We start from the raw sequence: 18,954 nt of genomic DNA on the forward strand, positions 1-18,954 counted from the left end.
CGCCGCCCGCAGACGGCCTACTTCAAGTGCGTCCACCCATCCAACATGTTCCTGATCAGCCGCAACGAACAGACCTAACGAAGCACTACTAGGCGCAGTCACCGCCCGCACCAATCGATCGAAGTCCGACCAGGACCCGGCCGACTGGACTCCGCCCCTCGCCGACGCCCGCTGCACCTACACCGCGGACTGGGGGCGACGAAGCTGCGCTGGCAGCTGGCCGTCGATGACCGTGAGCGTGGCGCGCTGGCCGAACGCGCGGCGGGTTGCGGGCTGGAGACGGTTGACTACGAGCTGGCGCCGTAGCGGGGGTTTACTGCTTCTCGGACTTCAGCAACGCGGCCACGATCTCCTCGAACAAGGTGACATTCTTGATCGACAGGGCCAGGTCGAGCGCAACTTCCCGTGGGGTCCTCTTCTTTGGGTTGGTGACACAGCAGTTTGTCGGCGAGGTTCTTTCCACGGGTCGGCGGGGGTCTGTGCTTCCCCGTCGCACTGGCGATTATGGCGCTCTCTGACAGGCTGGCGTCCTTGGTGAGCCTGGTCCGGCCGTCTTGGGGGCGAGACCGTAGCCTTGCACTTTCGCCCGTCGGCTGACGAAGTTTTTGAAGTCTCGCGGATGCATGGGTTGTTGGCGCCTTACCCGCATGGTCGTCTGGCCCTCTGCGGGTCCGGCACGGACGGTCTCCCGCACCCGCACCTCATCACAGCATCACGGCCGCCTGATCCCCCGGATGCGCGAGACGGTCCGTCATGCCCCGGGCACCCCCCGCCCGGGGCCGCTCAGGCGCGCATCCCACCGTGCTGGGGCGCGATGTGCCCTCTGGGGTTCACGGTGTCATGTCAGGGGCTTCGGTAGTCGATGGCCGACGCTCCCAGGACGTTGAGGAGGGCCAGCGCCTCAGCGCTCGGGGACCCGTGCGGTGCGCTGTAGAGCACCAGGTGCTGGTCGCGTTCGGTGAGGGCCAGGGAGTCGCAGTCGACGGTGACCCTGCCGACGGCGGGATGGTGGAACGTCTTGGTGAGGGTGGGTGTGGCCAGCACGTCGTGACGGTCCCAGAGCGCGGCGAACTCAGCACTTTCCTCGCGGAGTTCGTCGATCAGGTCCGTTACCGCGGGGTCGGCGGGATAGCGCGCAAGGGTGCTGCGCAGGCTCATGACGGCCTGGTGCCGGAACTCGGTGAGGTCCCGCACGCCGTAGGGCGGAACGCCGGGGGAGTGGTGACCGAGGAATGCCCGACGTGCGAGGTTGCGGTTCCTGGGCGTGAGCTCGGCGAAGTCCTCCATGAGGGCGGCAGCGAGGTCGTTCCACGCGAGCACCTCGAACGTGGCGGACAGGACGAAGCCTGCCGTCTGGGGAAGCCGTTCGAGCAGGGCGAGGATGCTCGGGCGGACGTCGCGCCGGTGCCGTCTCGTGTTGCTGGGCGCGGTACCGGCGAGGACATGAAGATGATCGGATTCGGCGTCGGTGAGCAGCAGGGCGCCCGCGATGCCGGCGAGGACCTCTGCCGAGGGACGTGAGGCGGCCCGGCCCTGTTCGAGACGGACGTAGTACTCCGTGGAGATGTGCGCGAGGACCGCCACCTCCTCGCGGCGCAGACCCGGTGTCCGGCGCCGCGGACCCGATGGCATACCCACGTCCTGGGGCCGGAGCCGCTCGCGACGGCTCCGCAGAAAGGCCCCCAGCTCTTGTTTGTCCATACACCGAGTGTGCGCGCCCGACCGGGCGCCATCCTGGTACGACTTGTGCCTGCATCCGGTTCCGGAACCGGCGAACACTTCCGGCATGACCAAGGACACCACCCACACCCCCATCGGCCTGCTGAACGACAAGGTCGTGTTCATCACCGGCGCCAGCCGCGGCATCGGCGCTGCCGCGGCCCGGCTCTTCGCACGGGAGGGCGCGAAGGTCGTGCTCGCCGCCCGGAGCGCCGACGCCCTCGATCGCCTCGTCGCCGAGATCCGCGCGGACGGCGGCGTCGCCGACGCCGTCACCCTTGACCTCGCCGACCGCGCGAGCATCCGTGCCGCCATCGACCGCGTCGGGGAACGCCACGGACGGCTCGACGGCGCGTTCAACAACGGCGCCGCCGGCCAGCAGCAGCCCGGCCCGGTCGACAGCACCACGGACGCGGACATCGACGAGCAGTTCACGGTGAACTTCCGCGCGCACTGGACCGCCATGAACGCCGAGGCCACGCTCATGCGCCAGGGCGGCGGCGGGGCCATCGTCAACACCTCCAGCATCGGCAGCCGCCGTGCGAACCCGGCCCTGCCCGCGTACGGGGCGATGAAGCGTGCCCTCAACAGCCTCACCGAGACGGCCGCGGTCAACTGGGCTCCTGCCGGGATCCGGGTGAACGGCATCACCCCCGGCGGCACCGCCACCGAGATGATCGACGCCTGGGAAGCCGCCACGCCCGGTATCGTCGAGCGCATCGAGGCATCCACCCCGCTCGGCCGCATGGCTGAGCCCCGTGAGGTCGCTGAAGCGGGGGCCTGGCTGCTCAGTGACCGCGCCTCCATGGTGACCGGCGCGATCCTGCCGGTTGACGGCGGCGCCGGGGCCTGACCGGAACGCCCCCGCTATCCGTGTACGGGCCAACATGGTGGCGCCGGGGCGTGAGGCGTTCCGGCGGTGCTGGTGGGCGATCCCTGGACGGGGCGCTCGGCGGGCCGGGCGGCCGGCTCACGGGCCGAGCCGAGGGCATCGGGGGGCATCGGGTCGGTTCGCGGACGTGTCCTCGCCGACGGCCACACGGCACTTCGACACCAGGGACCAGGTAGCTGTGTTCCTCGTCGAGGAACGCGACCCTGTGCCGGGCTCGGCGGCGCGCGCCCATCGGGTGCCCGGACCGGCTGCGCTCGGGCCGCAACCGCCGGATCGAGTAGGTCCTCACCCGCGGACGATGTTTGCCGCCCTGCTGCGTGAGTTGGAGAAGCCACCGCTCGCTGCTGGGCAGGAACACCTCGGTGGCGTCGTCGTCGGGGTCGGCGAAGAACAGACGTCCGGCCTGGTCAAAGCCTGATCGCTGAAGGTGCCGGACGTCCTCGCCGCCCAGTGTGACGGTCATGAAGTGCCGACTGGGCTGCTCGCTTCCCTGCACGGTCAACGACAGCCTCCGCCGCTTGTGCGAGCGCTGGATCCGGGAGGCCACCGCTACCTGCCCAGGGGACGGGACTTGAGCGTCATCGTGGTCATGCGACCAGTGTCGGCGCGGCGCACTGCGTGAGACCACCGGTAAACTGAGGCTTGATGCCGACAAGCCGCCATCCTTCACCGACGCCCGCCGATGCAGAGGATCAGATCCTGCAAGGCGGTGCCTGGCTGCCGCACGGCTTCCAGCTCGACCCCCACTCCTTTTGAACCGTTTCCGAGCGGTAACCGCACCAGGTAGCGCTCGATGATCGTGCTGGTGCCCGACGTCGGTCCGTCGGAGCCGAGCGTCGTTTTCATCATGTTGCGCGCGTCGGCCTGCGCGGCGGCGATCTGGTCGAGCGTGGGATCCGTCATCCTGCGTCCTTCCTCGTTGGGCAAAGAGCGTACGTCGCACCACCGACGAACCACGCCCGCGACGGCCCCGAACGTGCTGCTGTCGGCCGTTCAACAAACCACGACACTGCGTCGGAGGTTCGCTCTAGCATGGGCGCATGGCGCAATGCACAGCACCCTCCCGAGGCCACCGCACCGCGAGTGGGGCCGCGAACTGCCCAGCGTGCAGCAGCTGGGGACGGGGGTCGCACACCCCGTCGTATTCGTCCGGACCCTCCTACGGCGGTAGCGGCGGTGGCGGTCGGTCGTCTGGCGGGTCGTATGGCGGCGGCACCTTGCGGCGCACCAGGTCCGGCAGGACGGTGTCGTACACCCCGACCGAGTGGCGGGCGGTCGAGCCCTACGCCGACAAGGCTGCGGTACAGGCACAGGTACACCCGGACAAGCGAGACCTCTTCCTCTGTCACGCCTGGAACGACCGCGAGGGCAGCGCGAAGGAGCTCTACGGTCACCTGAAGACGAGCGGTGCGACGGTGTGGTTCAGCGAGGAAGACCTCCCGCTGGGCTCGTTGCAGATGCGGGAGATCGACAAGGGGCTTCGTAACTCCCGGATCGGCATCGTGCTGGTCACGCCAGCCCTGCTTGAAAGCATCAAGAACGAGGGGATCGCCGAGAAGGAGCTCGCCGTCCTGCTCGGCACCAACCGCGTCGTGCCTGTGACGCACGGGGTGACCTTCGACGAGCTCTATGACGTCAGCCCCATGCTCGCGTCGCACTCCGGGCTGAGCACGAAGGAGTCGTCGCTCGACGCCGTCGCCGCCAAGATCGCTGCTGCTGCCGCCGCGCTTCCCGCTGCCTGACTTCCGGATTACCAGCGAACGTCGGACCAGCCCGTCGCGGGCGGAGGGCCTGCAGGCCGCGCTGGTCCCAGGAAGTCTCGGACGTAGCAGGAGCACACCAGGAGATCCAGATGCGGCACGGCACATCCAGCACGGCCAGGCCCGGGCAGCCCTCGGCGGCCTGGGTGCTGTCGTGCTGCTCGCCCTGATGGCTCTCCTGCACGCAACGTTCAGCCCCGGCCCGTCGCACCTGTCCGCGCGTTTCTGGCCGCAGCGGCTGGGTGACCGTAGGGCTGAAGCCTTTCCTCGATCAACGATCGTCGTCGGTCAGGGTGAGCTGCCGGCGATGGAATTCGAAGTGCCGGAGCGGATAGCGGTAGAGGTCCCCGACGGTCATGACGTCGTAGAAGAACGGATCCCAGCGGGCGGGATAGGACATGGCCAGTGCGAAGTCGCCCTCCCGCTCGGCGTCGAGCCGGTGGTGCAGGAACGCGATTACGCGATCGAACGCAGTTCCCATGCGGCGCCGACCCAGGACTCTCGCGCCACCCACGGGGCCGAGGTAGTTCACGACGTCGAAGGGTTTGGTTCCGGCGTTGAGGAGCCCGGCGAAGCTCCGTCCGACGCCGCGCGGTAGTCGGCCGAAGATCCGCAGCAGGAGCAGCAGCGGCCGGATGAGGATGTAGCCGAACAACATGTGGAACAACAGCTGCTCGTTGGTCCACCGGGTGCCTTCGGTGGGCCGGCGTAAGTCGGCATCGCACGCGCCGTCGAGGAGCTGGTGAAACGTCATACGCGCCTGCTCCAGCTCCTCGTGGATCGCCTGACGGTCCAGCGGCGACGTACTCATCGGACTCACCGGCCTTTCCGGGCGGCTCAGCCCCAGATGCCACAGCGCTCGAAGGCGAGCAGCCCGCCTCCTTCAGCCTATTCCGATGGTGGAGGCTTCAATCGGCAGACGCAGACACCGGAGAGGTCGCCCACGCAGGCCTGGCCGCCTTCGTGTGTCGGCGAGAGCAGCCGGAGCCTGGCCGGATCCTCCACAAGGTCCTTGTGTCCGCGTGCGGCGGTCCACGCCGTAGGACGCCAGCGACTACAGGCCTGGCACCAAGTACCTCCAGACCGTGACTGCCAACCCGCTTCTGGAGCTCGGTTTTCCCGATGGCAGTCCCGCGATCGCCTGGTGGTTCCACAGCGGCCACGACACCCTGGGGTGCCGGGCGTTCAACCAGATCGCCGCCTTCGCCGTGCGTACCAGAACATCGGCAATCTCTGCGTCTGGAAATCGAGGCCCTGGTCGGCGGTGTTGCGGTTCGGGAGGGCGCAGAGTCCGAAGCGCTCGTTCGGGACGATCGGGTTGCGCGTGGAAGCGATCCCCTGCTGGCTCTTCCTCAGCCGAGGTGGGCGGCCAACTCGCGTTCGAGCGCGGCCTTCGGCTTCGCGCCGACGATCGTCTGCACGACCTCGCCGCCCCGGTAGACGTTCATCGTCGGAATGGACATCACGCCGTACTTCTCCGCGGTCGCCGGGTTCTCGTCGATGTTCAGCTTGACGATCTCGATCGCGTCGCCGTGCTCGGCTGCTATCGCCTCCAGGGACGGGGCGATCTGACGGCACGGACCGCACCAGGGCGCCCAGAAATCGACGAGGACGGGCTTGTCGCTCTTGAGGACGTCCTGTTCGAAGGAATCGTCGGTGACATTCTTGAGGGCCATGTGAGCCTCCTTGTATTCGGTGGGGCGGGTTGCGTCAGGCGACCGTGAGGGACCCGGCCGCCAGAGAGGCGTCGGCCAGGGCGGCCAGATACCGCTCGGCGTCCAGGGCGGCGGCGCAGCCGGAGCCGGCTGCGGTGATGGCCTGGCGGTAGGTGTGGTCGACGACGTCGCCGGCGCCGAAGACGCCCGGGACGTTCGTGCGTGTCGACGGTGACTCGACCGTCAGGTATCCCGACGGGTCGAGGTCCAGCTGCCCCTGGAAGAGTTCGGTGCGCGGGTCGTGCCCGATCGCGATGAACAGACCGGTCGCGGCCAGTTGGCGCGTGGCTCCGGTCTGGGTGTCGCGCAGTGTGATGGCCGACAGTTTGCCGTTCTCCTCGTGGAGTTCGGCGACCTCGCTGTCGAAGGCGAAGGCGATCTTGTCGTCGGAGAAGGCGCGGTTCTGCATGACCTGGGAGGCGCGCAGAGCGGAACGGCGGTGCACGACGGTCACCGACCTGGCGAAGCGGGTCAGGAAGGTGGCCTCTTCCATGGCCGTGTCGCCTCCGCCGACGACCACGATGTCGCGGTCGCGAAAGAAGAAGCCGTCGCACGTCGCGCACCATGACACGCCCCGGCCCGACAGCTCGTCCTCCTTCGGTAGACCGAGCTTGCGGTAGCCCGACCCTGTGGCGACGATGACAGCTCTGGCCCGATAAATGGTTCCCGCGGTGTCGGTAACGGTCTTGATGTACCCGGTCAGGTCGACCTCGACGATGTCGTCGTCGATCATCTCTGCGCCGAATCTCTCAGCCTGGGCCCGCATGTTGTCCATGAGGAGGGGGCCGTCGACCCCCTCGGGAAAGCCAGGGAAGTTCTCGACCTCGGTGGTCGTGGTCAAAGAGCCGCCGACGAAGATGGCGCCGCCGAAGACGAGCGGCTTGAGTTCGGCGCGAGCGGTGTAGAGGGCCGCTGTGTATCCGGCAGGGCCGGAGCCGATGACGATGACCTCGCGTATGCCGTCCTTCGCGGTCACGGTGTTCAGACCTCCCGCTTGGCGTCGATCTCGGCGATCAGGGCCTCGATGCGCGCCCTGATCTCGTCACGGATGGGGCGTACGGACTCGACGCCCTTGCCGGCCGGGTCTTCCAGGTCCCAGTCCAGGTACCTCTTGCCGGGGAAGATCGGGCAGGCGTCCCCGCAGCCCATCGTGATGACGTAGTCGGACGCCTGCACGGCCTCGGTGGTGAGGATCTTTGGCCTCTGGTCGGAGATGTCGACGCCGACCTCGTTCATGGCCTCGACGGCGGCCGGGTTGACCTGGTTGCCCGGGATCGAACCAGCGGAGCGGACCTCGACCCGGTCGCCCGCGAGGTGGTTGAGGAATCCGGCGGCCATCTGTGATCGCCCCGCGTTGTGGACACAGACGAACAGCACGGAGGCGAGTGGAGTCGGGGACATCGGTTCTTCCTTCACGAGGTGGATCAGGTGGAGCGTTGGTGGAGCGGCCGGCCCGTCAGGCGTGCGGCAGGGAATCGAGCAAGTCGGTGATGCGGGCGTCTATCTCGTCGCGGATATCGCGTACGACAGTGATCGGTGCGCCCTCGGGGTCGCTGATGGGCCAGTCGAGGTAGCGGCGGCCCGGTACGACCGGGCAGGCGTCGCCGCAGCCCATGGTGATGACGACGTCGGCGGCCTGGACGACCTCCTCGGTGAGCGGCTTGGGGAACGCGTCGCCGAGATTCAGGCCGGCCTCGGTCAGCACCTGGACGACGGCCGGTTCGACGTCGGAGGCCGGGTGCGTGCCGGCGGAGGAGACGACCACCTGCCCGGCCGCGCGATGGGCGAGAAGGGCGGCCGCCATCTGGGAGCGGCCGGCGTTGTGAGCGCAGACGAACAGCACTCGGGGCAGTCCGACGTCGGGCTGTTCCTCGACGTGGGCGAGAGCGTCAAGACGCTCGGTGGCGAGGCGCTCGGCGAGCACGACGAGGTGACCGCGGACGCGGGCGGGCTGGGCGAGACGGTCGTAGGAGTCGATGACGACTCGCTGGATGGTCTCTGCCGAGAACTGGCCGCGGTAACGCGACGCGAGCCGGGACACGCCTGCTGCAAGGCGCTGATCGGGGAAAACCGGGGGTGGGGATGCGTTCATTGGTGACCCCCTTCTACGGGTCATGGGCCCAGTGGGTGCTGCTGGCGGGCCCAAAGGTCAGCCCGGACTGGTATCAGTCCCGACTGATGTGACAGTATCAGTGCATGCTGACATCAGTCGACACTGATCTGATCCGTGTTTTAGCCGACCCGCTCAGACTCCACATCGTGACCCTGCTCGCCCGCGAAACGCTGTGCACCACCCACCTGGTGGAGGAGACCGGTGCCAAGCAGACCAACCTCTCCAACCACCTCAGGGTGCTGCGCGAGACGGGGGTCGTCGAGACCGAGCCGTGCGGGCGGTTCACCTACTACAAGCTCCGCCCGGACGTGATCGACCGGCTCGCCGGCCAGTTCGCCGACCTGGCCGCGTCCGCTCGCAGCGCCGCCGACAACAAGAGGGCCTGTCCGTGACCCCCACCGAAGCACCCGCGACCACGACCGAGGACCCCTCGGTCGTCGCGAAGCTCTCGACGCTCGACCGCTTTCTCGCCGTCTGGATCCTCGCCGCCATGGCCCTCGGTCTGGGCCTGGGCAGGCTCATCCCCGGACTGAACGACGCTCTCGCCAAGGTCGAGATCGGCGGCATCTCGCTGCCCATCGCCGTCGGCCTGCTGATCATGATGTATCCGGTCCTGGCCAAGGTTCGCTACGACAAGCTCGACGCCGTCACCGGCGACCGCAGGCTCATGGCCGCGTCGCTGGTCATCAACTGGATCGTCGGCCCCGCGATCATGTTCGCGCTGGCCTGGATCTTCCTGCCGGACCTGCCCGAGTACCGCACCGGCCTGATCATCGTCGGGCTCGCCCGCTGCATCGCCATGGTCATCATCTGGAACGACCTCGCCTGCGGCGACCGCGAAGCCGCCGCCGTCCTGGTCGCGCTCAACTCGGTCTTCCAGGTCCTGGCGTTCGGCCTGCTCGGCTGGTTCTACCTCGACCTGCTGCCCGGCTGGCTCGGCCTGGGCGACGGCGAGCACCTCGACATCTCCATGTGGAAGATCGCCCTGAACGTCGTCATCTTCCTCGGCGTTCCGCTCCTGGCCGGGTTCCTGACCCGCCGGATCGGCGAGAAGAAACTCGGCCGCGAGAGGTACGAGTCCAACTTCCTCCCGAAGATCGGCCCCTGGGCCCTGTACGGCCTGCTCTTCACGATCGTCATCCTCTTCGCCCTGCAGGGAAAGACGATCACCTCCCAGCCGCTGGACGTGGTCCGTATCGCGCTGCCGCTGCTCGTGTACTTCGCGGTCATGTGGTTCGGCACCTTCGCCCTCGGCAAGGTGATCGGCCTGGCGTACGACCGCACGGCGACGCTCGCCTTCACGGCTGCCGGCAACAACTTCGAGTTGGCGATCGCGGTCGCCATCGCCACCTTCGGTGTCACCTCAGGACAGGCCTTGTCGGGCGTCGTCGGCCCGCTCATCGAAGTGCCGGTTCTGGTCGCCCTCGTGTACGTCTCCCTGGCCTGGCGACGGAAGTTCAGCGCCGACCGACAGCTGACGGCTGCTTCGCGGGAGAGCTGATGCACTGTCTGGAATGCTCCGGCATCGGGGCACAGGTCACGGCCGTCGGCGTCTGCGCCCAGTGTGGAGCCGCCGTCTGCCCTGACCACTGCGAAGTGTCCGAACAGTTCCTGACCTGTACGAAGCCGATCTCCTATCCGGTGGCCACCGAGCCGCCGGTACGCCGACTGCTGTGCGGTGTCTGCGCCGCGGCCCACCGTGCTCATGCGGAGTGCTGCCCGCAGACGGCCGACTCCATTTTCACCTCGTCATGAGCGAGCAGCACACACAGGTGGTGATCGTCGTCGGTGGCGGCAACTCGGGTGCACAGATCGCCGCCGACCTGGCGTACGACACAGAACTGACCTGGGTGACCCAGCGCCCGCCCCGTTTTCTCGCCGACGACATCGACGGCCGGGCTCTGTTCGACGCGGCCACAGCCCGCCGCCGCGCACTCGACGAAGGCCGCACCGACTCCGGAGGCGTCGCCGCACTGGGTGACATCGTCGCCGTACCGCCCGTGCGGGCAGCGCGGGATGCCGGGCTGCTGAAAACGTCGCCCATGTTCGCACGCCTCGACCGCGACGGCGCCGTCTGGGCCGACGGTACGAGGGCGCCTGCCGACCGGGTGATCTGGTGCACCGGCTTCCGCCCCGCCCTCTCGCACCTGTCACCCCTGGGCCTGCGTAGCCCGCGCGGTCACATCGCCACCCAGGGAACTCGATGCCTGGAGGAGCCTCGACTGCACCTTCTCGGCTACGGCGACTGGACGGGTCCTGCCTCCGCGACGCTCATCGGGGCCGGGCGGCCGGCACGCGACGCGGCTGGTGAAATCGCCGGGCTCGTCGGCATGTCGTCACTCGGGTGAGGCCCGGGGAACCGGGTCCAGGATGGACCGAATTCGCTGCAGTCCGTCGTGGTTGACGGAGAACCAGGCCCAGGTGCCGCGCCGTTCGCGGTCCAGGAGCCCAGCCTCGGTCATGATTTTCAGATGGTGGCTGACGGTCGACTGGCGCAGTTCCAGACTGTCGGCCAGGTCGCAGACACAGGCTTCACCGTTCGGGGCCTGCTCCAGTAGTCGGAACAGCTGTAGACGGGTGGGGTCGGCGATGGTTCGCAGCATCGTCGACAACTGTTCGGCCTCGGAGCGGCTCAGGGGTTTGCAGTTCAACCCCGGCCCGCACGAACCGCCTTCGAGGAACCCGTCCTCCGACATCTCCAGATCTATGACAGCCACGTACCGACCATAAGCGCTGAGTGATCGCTTTGGCACGACCGAAAATGGTCGCACTGTGCGTTCGGCAGTGATTTGTCGGCCATTTGGCCAGGATTGGTCGGCTGTTGGGCGCGGTTCCAGGCTGTCAGGCTGTCCGGCCGGTGGGGGTGGTGTGCCAGGCGATGAGTGCGGCTGCGGCCGACACCAGAGACAGGACGACGAACAGGTGGGGGTAGCCGCCCAGCGGTACGGCCAGGGCGGTGCCGGCGAAGGGGGCGAGTGCTGAGGCGGTCGTCATGGGGGCGGCAAGGATGCCGGACAGGCGGCCGTAGCGGTTGGCGCCCCACCGGTCGGTGACGGCGGTGGCCTGCAGCAGGGTCAGGTTGCCGCGGACGGTTCCGGCGACGACGGCCAGGACTGCCAGCAGTGAGTACGGACCGGGGACAAGCGCGAAGGCGGCGGTGGTCACTCCTCCCAGGCCGATGAGGACAGCGGCACGCAGGGCCGGTGAGCTGCGACGGGCCAGGGCGGCATAGAGGGTGCGGCCGAGAGTCTGTCCGGCCCCGCCGAGGCCCAGGGCCCAGGCCGCCTGGGTCGCGGTGTAGCCGCGGTTGAGCAGCAGGGGGACGAGGGTGACGACCACGGCGTACATCGCGAACGCCGAGAGGGTCAGAGCGGCGGCAAGGAGCAGGAAGGGACGGCTGCGGGTGATGGCGCCCGGTGTGGCCGGGACGCCGGTCGGGGCCGGGGGCGGCGCGGGAGGCCACGGGCCCCGTAGGGCGAAGGCGTGGGCGGGGATGGTCACGGCGGCCAGGACGGCGGCCAGGATCAGGTACGTGTCCCGCCAGTCGAAGTGGCCGGACAACTGGGCGGTCAGAGGTGCGAAGACGGTGGAGGCCAGACCGCCGGCGAGAGTGACGGTGGTCAGGGCGCGTATGTGGTTCGGGGCCCACCAGCGGGTGAGTGCGGCGAAAGCGGGCTGGTAGAAGGTGGACGCCATGGCGAGACCGGCCAGCAGCCAACCGACCGTGAAGAGGATCAAGTTGGGTGCGGTGGCGATGACGACCAGGCTGGCCGTGCCGATGACGGAGCCGGCGGTCATGACCGTGCGGGGGCCATGGGCGTCCAGGATGCGGCCGATGCGGATACCGGCCAGGGCGGAGACGAGGAGGGCGGCGGAGAACGCGGCCGTGGTCGTGGCCGCGCTCCAGCCGGTGGCAGTGGTGATCTGCGGATTGAGGACGGGAAAGGCGTAATAGACGATGCCCCAGCTGGTGATCTGGGTCAGGCACAGGGCGGGGAGGGCCGCCCGCGGCCGCGTCGGTTGATCGGTGACGGCGGCCGCGGTGGCCACAGAGAGGTCGCTCATGAGTCGGTCAGCAGCAACTTTCCACGTGGGGCTGCTGTTCGGGCCGGGCGGCGCCCGCAGGGGTGCAGCAGGTGCTTCCGGCCTGCTTGGCCAGGGTGTCGGCGTCGGCCTTGACCACGTAGACCTCCCACGGCTCCTGGCCGGGACCGCGCACCCAGACCTTGTCCTGAAGGGCGTAACAGCAGGCGGTGTCCTTCTCCTCGGTGGTGGCCAGCCCTGCCTCGTCCAACCGGGCGGTGGCCGCCTGGACGTCCTCGGTGGACGCTACTTCGATGCCGAGATGGTCCAGGCGGGTGTCCTCGCCCGCCGTCCCTTCGATGAGGACGAGCTTGAGCGCGGGCTCGGTGATCGCGAAGTTGGCGTAGCCATCCCGCAGCTTGGCCGGCTCGGTGCCGAACAGCTTGCTGTAGAAGGTGATCGCGGCCTGCAGGTCGGGCACTCGCAGCGCGAGTTGCATCCGGGACATGGGGCGTTCCTCCTGTCGGTTCGATGGCGCGTGAAGCCCGCGGCCGTGACGGCGGCGGGCGGCGATGTTCAGGAGCTGCAGCAGCCGCCGGACGTGCTTGCCGAGGCCGGGGAGACGGTGTTGAGTTCGACCGGCTGAGAGACAACGGGGGCCGGGGCGCAGCAGCCTTCCGTCGCGGCCGGGGAGGCGTCGGCCGTGTCGAACAGCCCGGAGCCCCCGCACACGCCGGTCTCCGGCAGGACCAGTTCCACACGGTCGGCTGCCTCGGTGTCGCCCGCCAGGGAGGCCGCCACGGAGCGGACCTGCTCGTAGCCGGTCATCGCCAGGAAGGTGGGAGCGCGGCCGTAGCTCTTCATGCCGACGAGGTAGACACCGGCGTCCGGGTGGGAGAGTTCACGATGGCCGTGCGGGTAGACGGTGCCGCAGGAGTGCTGGTTGGGGTCGATCAGCGGGGCGAGTTCCACCGGTGCCTGCAGGCGCTCGTCCAGACGCAGGCGCACCTCGGACAGGAAGGACAGGTCCGGGCGGAACCCGGTCAGGACAATGACCTCGTCCACTGCCTGCAGCCGCCGCCCGTCCTCGGCGACCAGGACCAGGCGGCCTTCGGCGCCGCTTTCGACGGTCTCGGTACGGAAGCCGGTGACCGCCTCGGCGTGGCCGTTGTCGACGGCGGCCTTGGCCGCCAGGCCGAGAGCGCCGCGCGCGGGCAGTTCGTCGGCTTCTCCGCCGCCGAAGGTGGAGCCGGAGATGCCGCGACGCAGCACCCATACCGCCTTCGTGTCCGTACCGTCCTTGGACTGCGCCAGCTCGGCCAGCGAGGAGAGAGCGGTGAACGCGGAGGCGCCCGAACCGATGACGGCGATGCGCTTGCCCGCGTAGCGGGCGCGTACGGCCGGGTCCGTGAGGTCGGGGACGCGGTAGCTGACGCGCTCGGCCGCCGCGCGCTCGCCGAGGGCGGGCAGCCCGCTGCCGCCGGCGGGGGCGGCCAGGGCCCAGGTGCCGGAAGCGTCGATGATGGCGGCGGCGAGGATCCGCTCTTCCCGGTCGTCGGCGTACTGGACGTGCACGACGAAGGGCTGCGTGTCCCGGTCGGTGTCCACGACGCGGTCGCGGCCGGCCTTCGAGACGCCGGTGACACGGGCGCCGTAGCGGACGTGATCACCGAGAACGTCCGCGAGCGGCTGCAGGTAGCGCTCGGCCCAGTCACCACCGCTGGGGTAGGTGTCGGCGTCGGGCTTGCTCCAGCCGGTCGGCGACAGGAGCTTCTCGGCCGCCGGGTCGACGACCTCTCCCCAGGTGGAGAAGAGCCGGACGTGTGCCCATTCGCGCACGGCGGTGCCCGCAGCGGGCCCGGCTTCGAGAACCAGAGGACGCAGGCCCCGGTCGGACAGGTGGGCTGCGGCGGCCAGGCCGATGGGGCCGGCGCCGATGACAACTACAGGCAGACCAGGGGCAGCGGACATGATGGCGACGACTCCTCGGATTCGATGTTTGTCGATGCCGCCCAGCATGCCCCTAGGATCGATGTGCGTCAACATAGAAGTTCATCGAATCCGTGCCCGAGTGGGCTCCGGGGGCTTCCGTTTCCTGCTTGGCAAATGATTTGATGACTGTCAACATAGAGGTATGTCTAATCTGGCTCTGGGCTCCACCGACCTGAACGCCACCTTGAGCTGGTGCTGCCAGCCGCTGGGGAGGGAAGAGCTGTCCGCTGCCGACTCGGAGAAGATCGCCGTCATGTTCAAGGCGCTGTCCGACCCCGTCCGGCTGCGGCTGTTCTCGAAGATCGCCGCCCGGCCGGGCGGAGAAGCCTGCGTCTGCGACATCCAGGACGTCGGAGTCTCTCAGCCCACTGTCAGCCACCACCTGCGGAAGCTGCGAGAAGCCGGGCTTCTCGAATCGGAGCGCCGCGCCAGCTGGGTGTACTACAGCGTCGCGCCCGGCGTGTTGTCGGCGATGGCGGGGCTGCTGTCACAGACCGCCTGAACCGGTAGGCTCCGGCGGCCGTAGTGGAGGTGTCGGTCAGATTCACCGGCCGGGGCGTAGGGGCATACCGACCGGTGCGTATCCCAGAAGGGACGCTGGGAGGGAGACGTCATGTGTCAGAAAGGGACTGCGTTCGCCTGTGACGGTTCGTGCCTGGAGCTGAGCGCGGCCGACATGGTCTGGTGGTCCAACGTGTTCAAAACCCTCGGGGACCCTGTCCGCCTGCAACTCCTGATGCAGTTGGCGGAACAGTCCGGGGCCGAGGTCGCCGTGCATGAACTGGCGGACGTCGGTGTGTCTCTGGCGACCGTCAGCCATCACCTGAAACGGCTGCGATGCATCGGCCTGATCGAGAGCCGACGCGATGGCCGGCTCATCTACTACAGGCTGGGAGAAGGGGTGCGCTCTGCGCTGATGCAGATCCTGCATCAGCGCAGCCAGGTCAACGTCTGACGGTCACCTGCGAGAGATCACGTTCTCCGGCTTTGGCTACGCACATGAGAGGTGGGGAGTCGTTTCGCGGAGGCAGCGGAAGTCGCTGCTTGATTTGGGCTCGCAGCGTCAGCTTGCTCCGATATCAGTCGAAGGCTTGCGGTGGAGGCGTGACGTGTGCCGGTCCTGATGAGGGCTGCCACGAAGGGTGACCCAACGTAGCGGGTGGGGCCTGTGATGAGCGAGGATGCCTGGCATGAGCACCGACCAAGCTCTTACTGCCTTGCGCGCGGCGCACTCGATGCCTGTGGTGTTCGGTGAGGGGGCCGCCATCGGCGTGCTGGGCGGGATGATCGGGTTGGGCGGCGCGGAGTTCCGCCTCCCGCTGCTGATCAGCTTGTTCGGATTCGCTGCTCTCTCAGCTGTCATCCTGAACAAGGCGATGAGCTTGGTCGTGGTTCTGACCGCGCTGCCCGCCCGCCTGACGGCCGTGTCCGCCTCCGCGCTGGCCGCGCACTGGGCGGTTGCGGTCAACCTGCTTGCTGGGAGCCTGCTGGGCGCCTGGGCCGGAGCCTCGTGGGCGGTGCGGATGCGCTCCTCCACCTTGTACAAGGTGCTGGCCGCGTTGATGGTGTTGATGGCCGGGGCCCTGCTGTTCACGCACTTCTCCACGTTGGGGACGCTGGACCTGCGGCTGGGGGCGCAGGTGCCGCTCGGGGTGGGGGCCGGTTTCGGCATCGGTGTGGTTGCGGCCATCATGGGAGTGGCCGGCGGCGAGCTGCTGATCCCCACAATCGTGCTGCTGTTCGGACAGGACATCAAAACCGCCGGAAGCCTCTCCCTGCTGGTGTCGCTGCCGACGATGCTGGTCGCTTTCGCCCGCTACAGCCGGGACGACAGCTTCGTGGTACTGAGCGCCAACCGCCGCTTTGCTCTGGTTATGGTCGCCGGATCGATCGTAGGCGCGGTACTCGGCGGACTGCTGCTCGGCGTGTTCCCGGACGTGGTTCTCATCCCCGCGCTGGCCGTAATCCTGCTTGTGTCCGCGGTCAAACTAGCCCGACACGGCTGATGGCGGCTGCATCACGGGCTCGCACTTGCACTTCAGTCGTCCGTGCGACATCAAATCTCATCGCTATTGACCTTTACATGCGTCACCGAACGACTTCCGAAGCTAGCGCGAAATGACTTCCCAAGAGATCACGACAGCCACCGGCTCCGTACCGCTGCGATCAGGACGTCGCGGTACGAAGCCGGAGACCGGGTCGGGCCGGTGAGGCACGGGCATCGCGGAGCCTTCGCCGCGATGCCGGTTGATCAGCCCACGGCAGCGGCAGTGGAGGTCGTCACGGCCTGGTCCAGATTCACGGTCGTGTCGCACAGGCGCTCCACCTGCGACGGATCGTGGGAGACGAGGAGCACCGCCCTGCGACCGTGCAGCGCCGCGATGGACTGTTCGACCTTGTCCCTGCTGCGCTCGTCGAGTGCGCTGGTGGGCTCGTCGAGCAGCAGTCCGGCCGGTTCCAGGGCCAGGGCGCGGGCCAGGCACAGGCGCTGGCGCTGACCGGCGGACAGGTTCTGTGCGGGTGAGTCGAGGCGGTCGGCCACCTCCTTCCACAGCCCGGCCTCCTCCAGCGCCTTTTCCGCCCGCTCCTTGAGGACGACCTGGGAGGCGCGCAGCACATGGCGCAGGCCGAAGAGGGCGTTGTCGAGGATGCTGCCTCCGAAGACGACCGGCATCTGGGGCACGAGCACGATCTTCGCCCGCAGGTCGGCATCTCCCTTGCCGGGCGCGATCGTCCGGTCGAGCACCTGCAGTTCGCCGTCCCGGGTCAGCCCGTTGGGGAGCAGTTCCACCAGGGCGCGCAGGATGGTGGATTTGCCGGCGCCCGAGGGCCCGCACAGCCCGGTGGTCGATCCCTGCCCGACGTCGAACGAAACCGGACCGACCAAGGTCTTGTCGCGGCTGCGTACGCGTAGTTCGCGCACGGTGATCACGTTGTCCATCGTTCCCCCTCGAAGCGGTTACGCAGCGCGACCGCCGCGCTGAGAAGTACTGCGGTGATCAGGACGAGCACCATGGCGCTTCCCCATGCCTGGGTGACGGCCTGGGGGTCGCCCGAGTCCTGGGAGAGCGTGAAGATGTGCGTCGGCAGGGCCTGCACCGGCGATTCCACGATGCCGCTGGGCACCGTGGGCGCGCCGAAGAAGACGGTCGCCGTGAAAAGCAGCGGCGCGGTCTCGCCCGCGGCCCGGGCCAGACCGAGGAGCAGGCCGGTCGTGGTCGCTGGCCAGGTGTAGGGAACGACCACGGAGCGGACGTACTGCGCACGCGTCAGGCCCAGGGACATGGCGCTCTCCGTGAGTTCGGCAGGGATGCTCCTGACGCGGGCGGAGGTGGTCAGCGCGATCACTGGAACCACGACGGGAACTAGCACGATCGCACCCGCCAGCCAGGACCGGCCCCAGCCCATCGTGGTGCACAGGATCACGAACCCTGCCAGGCCGAGCAGGATGGTCGGTGCCCCGCCGAGGACGACCGTGAAGGTCTGCAGCACGCGTGCCGTGCGCTCGGACGCGTGGACCCCGATCAGGATGCCCGCGCCGAAGCCGAGCGGCAGAGCCAGGATGCCCGTGGTGACGATGAGCAGCACGGTGCCGACGATCTGGTCGCGCACGCCCCCTCCGGCCGCGCCTGTTGCGGACGTGAACCAGAAGGACGGATTGAACGCGGAGCTTCCCCGCGTCACCAGCAGAGCGAGCATGCCGACGAGAAGGGCGGTGGGCAGAAGCAGGGCCGCCAGTCGCAGCGTCATGGTGAGCCGGTCCCGCTGCTGACGCATCCGCGCAGTGCCGCGGAACTTGAGGGAGCGGTCGGTCGCCGCCTTGCGGTTACGCCCTCGGGTTCCCCAGACCGTCGCAGCGGCCACCAGCGCGAGGAGGACGAGGCCGAGCCCGCACAGCGCGGCGAAGTAGGGACCTGACGTTCCCGCCAGCACGGGCTCGGGGCCGGCGAGCTTCGTCGTGAGCGTCTGTCCTGGATGGCTCAGTGAGTCGAGGAACTCGCCGAAGCTGGTGGGCAGTCGGCCGTCCGCCCTTCCCACGACCAGGAACACGGCGATGGCCTCGCCCAGAGCCCGGGCCAGACCGAGGAGAACAGCCGCTCGCATGCCGGACCGCGCCAGCGGCAGGACTGCCGAGCGCACCACTTCCCGGCGAGTCAGACCGAGCGAGTAGGCGGCCTCCCGGACCCGGTCCGGTACCGCGGCGAGTGAGTCGACGCTCACTGCCACGATCGTCGGAGTGATCATGACCGCGAGGACGATGCCGGCTGCCGCGAGACTGTCTCCGCCGGGTACATCGGCGATCTTCGCGATGACCGGGCGGATCACCATGATGCCGATGAGCCCGTAGACGATGGACGGTACGGCGGCGAGCAACTCCACACACATGCGCAGGGGTCGGGACAGGCGGGGCGGAAGGTATTCCGACAGCGCGACGGCCGCCCCCCAGCTGATGGGGACGGCGATGGCGAGGGCGAGCGCACACACCACCGCCGTGCCGTAGATCATCGCCAGGCCGCCGTACACCGAGTTGGGCGGGCTCCACGCGGACTCGGTCAGCAGCTCCGGCCAGTCGACACGTCCACTGGCGACTCCTGCGGCGAGATAGCCGACGACGGTCAGAAGCAGAGCCGCCACGACGAACGCCCCGGCATACAGCCAGGTCCAGATCCATTTGGACGGGCGTGGGCGGCTGCCGGCGTCAGGTGCGACGGGCGGACGGGTAAGGGTTCCGGTGGTCAT

At 68.6% G+C, this 18,954-nt stretch carries 22 protein-coding genes and 1 pseudogene; 9 read left to right on the plus strand and 14 right to left on the minus strand.

Annotated features, from left to right (window positions below):
* Nucleotides 1-843: 843 nt before the first annotated feature.
* Nucleotides 844-1,701: a helix-turn-helix domain-containing protein gene (locus ACFWGJ_RS18670; RefSeq protein WP_387325542.1), complete on the minus strand. Its 858-nt coding sequence runs from the start codon at nucleotides 1,699-1,701 to the stop codon at nucleotides 844-846.
* Between the two features lie 85 nt (nucleotides 1,702-1,786).
* On the opposite strand from ACFWGJ_RS18670, the gene ACFWGJ_RS18675 reads away from it, so the two are divergent.
* Nucleotides 1,787-2,572, plus strand: coding sequence for an SDR family NAD(P)-dependent oxidoreductase (locus ACFWGJ_RS18675; RefSeq protein ID WP_387325545.1), 786 nt, complete (start codon nucleotides 1,787-1,789; stop codon nucleotides 2,570-2,572).
* On the opposite strand, the gene ACFWGJ_RS18680 is transcribed toward ACFWGJ_RS18675, so the two are convergent.
* Together ACFWGJ_RS18680 and ACFWGJ_RS18685 are read right to left on the minus strand one after the other, a co-directional pair.
* On the minus strand, nucleotides 2,508-3,281 hold the full coding sequence (locus ACFWGJ_RS18680; RefSeq protein WP_387325548.1) for a siderophore-interacting protein: 774 nt from the start codon (nucleotides 3,279-3,281) through the stop codon (nucleotides 2,508-2,510). The two genes, ACFWGJ_RS18675 and ACFWGJ_RS18680, sit on opposite strands and share 65 nt — an antisense overlap.
* The gene (locus ACFWGJ_RS18685) at nucleotides 3,278-3,514 is read right to left on the minus strand and encodes a hypothetical protein (RefSeq protein WP_387325551.1); all 237 of its coding nucleotides are present in this window, start codon (nucleotides 3,512-3,514) and stop codon (nucleotides 3,278-3,280) included. The genes ACFWGJ_RS18680 and ACFWGJ_RS18685 overlap by 4 nt, the downstream gene beginning before the upstream one ends.
* Before the next feature lie 341 nt (nucleotides 3,515-3,855).
* On the opposite strand from ACFWGJ_RS18685, the gene ACFWGJ_RS18690 reads away from it, so the two are divergent.
* Entirely contained in the window at nucleotides 3,856-4,353 is a 498-nt protein-coding gene (locus ACFWGJ_RS18690; protein WP_387325554.1) for a toll/interleukin-1 receptor domain-containing protein, read from the plus strand.
* Nucleotides 4,354-4,642: 289 nt separating this feature from the next.
* Here the strand turns inward: ACFWGJ_RS18690 and ACFWGJ_RS18695 are convergent, their stop codons facing one another.
* From ACFWGJ_RS18695 to ACFWGJ_RS18715, 5 genes are all read right to left on the minus strand, one after another.
* On the minus strand, nucleotides 4,643-5,182 hold the full coding sequence (locus tag ACFWGJ_RS18695) for a DinB family protein (RefSeq protein WP_387325557.1): 540 nt from the start codon (nucleotides 5,180-5,182) through the stop codon (nucleotides 4,643-4,645).
* 541 nt (nucleotides 5,183-5,723) lie between these two features.
* Entirely contained in the window at nucleotides 5,724-6,047 is a 324-nt protein-coding gene (gene trxA, locus ACFWGJ_RS18700) for a thioredoxin (RefSeq protein WP_387325559.1), read from the minus strand.
* A 34-nt stretch (nucleotides 6,048-6,081) separates the two neighbouring features.
* Nucleotides 6,082-7,062 (minus strand): thioredoxin-disulfide reductase, encoded by a 981-nt coding sequence (trxB, locus tag ACFWGJ_RS18705; protein WP_387325562.1) that lies wholly within the window; start codon nucleotides 7,060-7,062, stop codon nucleotides 6,082-6,084.
* A gap of 5 nt (nucleotides 7,063-7,067) precedes the next feature.
* Nucleotides 7,068-7,487, minus strand: coding sequence for an arsenate reductase ArsC (locus tag ACFWGJ_RS18710; RefSeq protein WP_387325565.1), 420 nt, complete (start codon nucleotides 7,485-7,487; stop codon nucleotides 7,068-7,070).
* 55 nt (nucleotides 7,488-7,542) lie between these two features.
* Nucleotides 7,543-8,178: a low molecular weight phosphatase family protein gene (locus ACFWGJ_RS18715; RefSeq protein WP_387325568.1), complete on the minus strand. Its 636-nt coding sequence runs from the start codon at nucleotides 8,176-8,178 to the stop codon at nucleotides 7,543-7,545.
* Nucleotides 8,179-8,282: 104 nt separating this feature from the next.
* On the opposite strand from ACFWGJ_RS18715, the gene ACFWGJ_RS18720 reads away from it, so the two are divergent.
* The 4 genes and pseudogenes from ACFWGJ_RS18720 to ACFWGJ_RS18735 form a co-directional block, all read left to right on the plus strand.
* Nucleotides 8,283-8,591 (plus strand): ArsR/SmtB family transcription factor, encoded by a 309-nt coding sequence (locus tag ACFWGJ_RS18720; RefSeq protein WP_387325571.1) that lies wholly within the window; start codon nucleotides 8,283-8,285, stop codon nucleotides 8,589-8,591.
* Nucleotides 8,588-9,700 carry an ACR3 family arsenite efflux transporter gene (gene arsB / locus ACFWGJ_RS18725; protein ID WP_384810679.1) on the plus strand — a complete coding sequence of 371 codons (1,113 nt, stop codon included), beginning with the start codon at nucleotides 8,588-8,590 and terminating at the stop codon, nucleotides 9,698-9,700. The genes ACFWGJ_RS18720 and arsB overlap by 4 nt, the downstream gene beginning before the upstream one ends.
* Entirely contained in the window at nucleotides 9,700-9,954 is a 255-nt protein-coding gene (locus tag ACFWGJ_RS18730; protein ID WP_387325575.1) for a DUF2180 family protein, read from the plus strand. The genes arsB and ACFWGJ_RS18730 overlap by 1 nt, the downstream gene beginning before the upstream one ends.
* 14 nt (nucleotides 9,955-9,968) lie before the next feature.
* A pseudogene (locus ACFWGJ_RS18735) lies at nucleotides 9,969-10,547 on the plus strand (pyridine nucleotide-disulfide oxidoreductase); the annotation flags it as partial.
* On the opposite strand, the gene ACFWGJ_RS18740 reads toward ACFWGJ_RS18735, so the two are convergent.
* The 4 genes from ACFWGJ_RS18740 to ACFWGJ_RS18755 form a co-directional block, all read right to left on the minus strand.
* Nucleotides 10,536-10,895, minus strand: coding sequence for an ArsR/SmtB family transcription factor (locus tag ACFWGJ_RS18740; RefSeq protein WP_384810745.1), 360 nt, complete (start codon nucleotides 10,893-10,895; stop codon nucleotides 10,536-10,538). The pseudogene ACFWGJ_RS18735 and the gene ACFWGJ_RS18740 overlap by 12 nt on opposite strands.
* A gap of 145 nt (nucleotides 10,896-11,040) precedes the next feature.
* Entirely contained in the window at nucleotides 11,041-12,264 is a 1,224-nt protein-coding gene (locus tag ACFWGJ_RS18745; RefSeq protein ID WP_387325578.1) for an MFS transporter, read from the minus strand.
* A gap of 7 nt (nucleotides 12,265-12,271) precedes the next feature.
* Nucleotides 12,272-12,730, minus strand: a complete 459-nt coding sequence (locus ACFWGJ_RS18750) for an ArsI/CadI family heavy metal resistance metalloenzyme (protein ID WP_387325581.1) — start codon at nucleotides 12,728-12,730, stop codon at nucleotides 12,272-12,274.
* 68 nt (nucleotides 12,731-12,798) lie between these two features.
* Nucleotides 12,799-14,193, minus strand: coding sequence for an FAD-dependent oxidoreductase (locus ACFWGJ_RS18755; RefSeq protein ID WP_387325583.1), 1,395 nt, complete (start codon nucleotides 14,191-14,193; stop codon nucleotides 12,799-12,801).
* Between the two features lie 163 nt (nucleotides 14,194-14,356).
* Between ACFWGJ_RS18755 and ACFWGJ_RS18760 the strand changes: the two genes are divergently transcribed.
* The 3 genes from ACFWGJ_RS18760 (at nucleotide 14,357) to ACFWGJ_RS18770 (ending at nucleotide 16,220) form a co-directional block, all read left to right on the plus strand.
* A complete protein-coding gene (locus tag ACFWGJ_RS18760) occupies nucleotides 14,357-14,716 on the plus strand; it encodes an ArsR/SmtB family transcription factor (RefSeq protein ID WP_387325586.1) in 360 nt (119 codons plus the stop codon).
* Between the two features lie 111 nt (nucleotides 14,717-14,827).
* The gene (locus tag ACFWGJ_RS18765; protein WP_384810695.1) at nucleotides 14,828-15,169 is read left to right on the plus strand and encodes an ArsR/SmtB family transcription factor; all 342 of its coding nucleotides are present in this window, start codon (nucleotides 14,828-14,830) and stop codon (nucleotides 15,167-15,169) included.
* A 235-nt stretch (nucleotides 15,170-15,404) separates the two neighbouring features.
* Nucleotides 15,405-16,220 carry a sulfite exporter TauE/SafE family protein gene (locus ACFWGJ_RS18770; protein WP_387325590.1) on the plus strand — a complete coding sequence of 272 codons (816 nt, stop codon included), beginning with the start codon at nucleotides 15,405-15,407 and terminating at the stop codon, nucleotides 16,218-16,220.
* 245 nt (nucleotides 16,221-16,465) lie between these two features.
* Here ACFWGJ_RS18770 and ACFWGJ_RS18775 read toward each other — a convergent pair whose 3' ends face one another.
* Nucleotides 16,466-17,155 carry a phosphate ABC transporter ATP-binding protein gene (locus ACFWGJ_RS18775; RefSeq protein ID WP_387325593.1) on the minus strand — a complete coding sequence of 230 codons (690 nt, stop codon included), beginning with the start codon at nucleotides 17,153-17,155 and terminating at the stop codon, nucleotides 16,466-16,468.
* Nucleotides 17,143-18,954, minus strand: a complete 1,812-nt coding sequence (pstC, locus tag ACFWGJ_RS18780) for a phosphate ABC transporter permease subunit PstC (RefSeq protein ID WP_387325596.1) — start codon at nucleotides 18,952-18,954, stop codon at nucleotides 17,143-17,145. The genes ACFWGJ_RS18775 and pstC overlap by 13 nt, the downstream gene beginning before the upstream one ends.

The sequence above is a fragment of the Streptomyces sp. NPDC060205 genome (assembly GCF_042728395.1).
Lineage (GTDB): Bacteria > Actinomycetota > Actinomycetes > Streptomycetales > Streptomycetaceae > Streptomyces.

What these genes read in the sequence shown, in the direction of transcription:
- ACFWGJ_RS18670 (WP_387325542.1), bottom strand. Translation starts at nt 1,701, where the DNA reads ATGGACAAACAAGAGCTGGGGGCCTTTCTGCGGAGCCGTCGCGAGCGG.
- ACFWGJ_RS18675 (WP_387325545.1), top strand. Translation starts at nt 1,787, where the DNA reads ATGACCAAGGACACCACCCACACCCCCATCGGCCTGCTGAACGACAAG.
- ACFWGJ_RS18685 (WP_387325551.1), bottom strand. Translation starts at nt 3,514, where the DNA reads ATGACGGATCCCACGCTCGACCAGATCGCCGCCGCGCAGGCCGACGCG.
- ACFWGJ_RS18695 (WP_387325557.1), bottom strand. Translation starts at nt 5,182, where the DNA reads ATGAGTACGTCGCCGCTGGACCGTCAGGCGATCCACGAGGAGCTGGAG.
- trxA (WP_387325559.1), bottom strand. Translation starts at nt 6,047, where the DNA reads ATGGCCCTCAAGAATGTCACCGACGATTCCTTCGAACAGGACGTCCTC.
- ACFWGJ_RS18710 (WP_387325565.1), bottom strand. Translation starts at nt 7,487, where the DNA reads ATGTCCCCGACTCCACTCGCCTCCGTGCTGTTCGTCTGTGTCCACAAC.
- ACFWGJ_RS18715 (WP_387325568.1), bottom strand. Translation starts at nt 8,178, where the DNA reads ATGAACGCATCCCCACCCCCGGTTTTCCCCGATCAGCGCCTTGCAGCA.
- ACFWGJ_RS18720 (WP_387325571.1), top strand. Translation starts at nt 8,283, where the DNA reads ATGCTGACATCAGTCGACACTGATCTGATCCGTGTTTTAGCCGACCCG.
- ACFWGJ_RS18730 (WP_387325575.1), top strand. Translation starts at nt 9,700, where the DNA reads ATGCACTGTCTGGAATGCTCCGGCATCGGGGCACAGGTCACGGCCGTC.
- ACFWGJ_RS18740 (WP_384810745.1), bottom strand. Translation starts at nt 10,895, where the DNA reads ATGTCGGAGGACGGGTTCCTCGAAGGCGGTTCGTGCGGGCCGGGGTTG.
- ACFWGJ_RS18745 (WP_387325578.1), bottom strand. Translation starts at nt 12,264, where the DNA reads ATGAGCGACCTCTCTGTGGCCACCGCGGCCGCCGTCACCGATCAACCG.
- ACFWGJ_RS18750 (WP_387325581.1), bottom strand. Translation starts at nt 12,730, where the DNA reads ATGTCCCGGATGCAACTCGCGCTGCGAGTGCCCGACCTGCAGGCCGCG.
- ACFWGJ_RS18755 (WP_387325583.1), bottom strand. Translation starts at nt 14,193, where the DNA reads ATGTCCGCTGCCCCTGGTCTGCCTGTAGTTGTCATCGGCGCCGGCCCC.
- ACFWGJ_RS18760 (WP_387325586.1), top strand. Translation starts at nt 14,357, where the DNA reads ATGTCTAATCTGGCTCTGGGCTCCACCGACCTGAACGCCACCTTGAGC.
- ACFWGJ_RS18765 (WP_384810695.1), top strand. Translation starts at nt 14,828, where the DNA reads ATGTGTCAGAAAGGGACTGCGTTCGCCTGTGACGGTTCGTGCCTGGAG.
- ACFWGJ_RS18770 (WP_387325590.1), top strand. Translation starts at nt 15,405, where the DNA reads ATGAGCACCGACCAAGCTCTTACTGCCTTGCGCGCGGCGCACTCGATG.
- ACFWGJ_RS18775 (WP_387325593.1), bottom strand. Translation starts at nt 17,155, where the DNA reads ATGGACAACGTGATCACCGTGCGCGAACTACGCGTACGCAGCCGCGAC.
- pstC (WP_387325596.1), bottom strand. Translation starts at nt 18,954, where the DNA reads ATGACCACCGGAACCCTTACCCGTCCGCCCGTCGCACCTGACGCCGGC.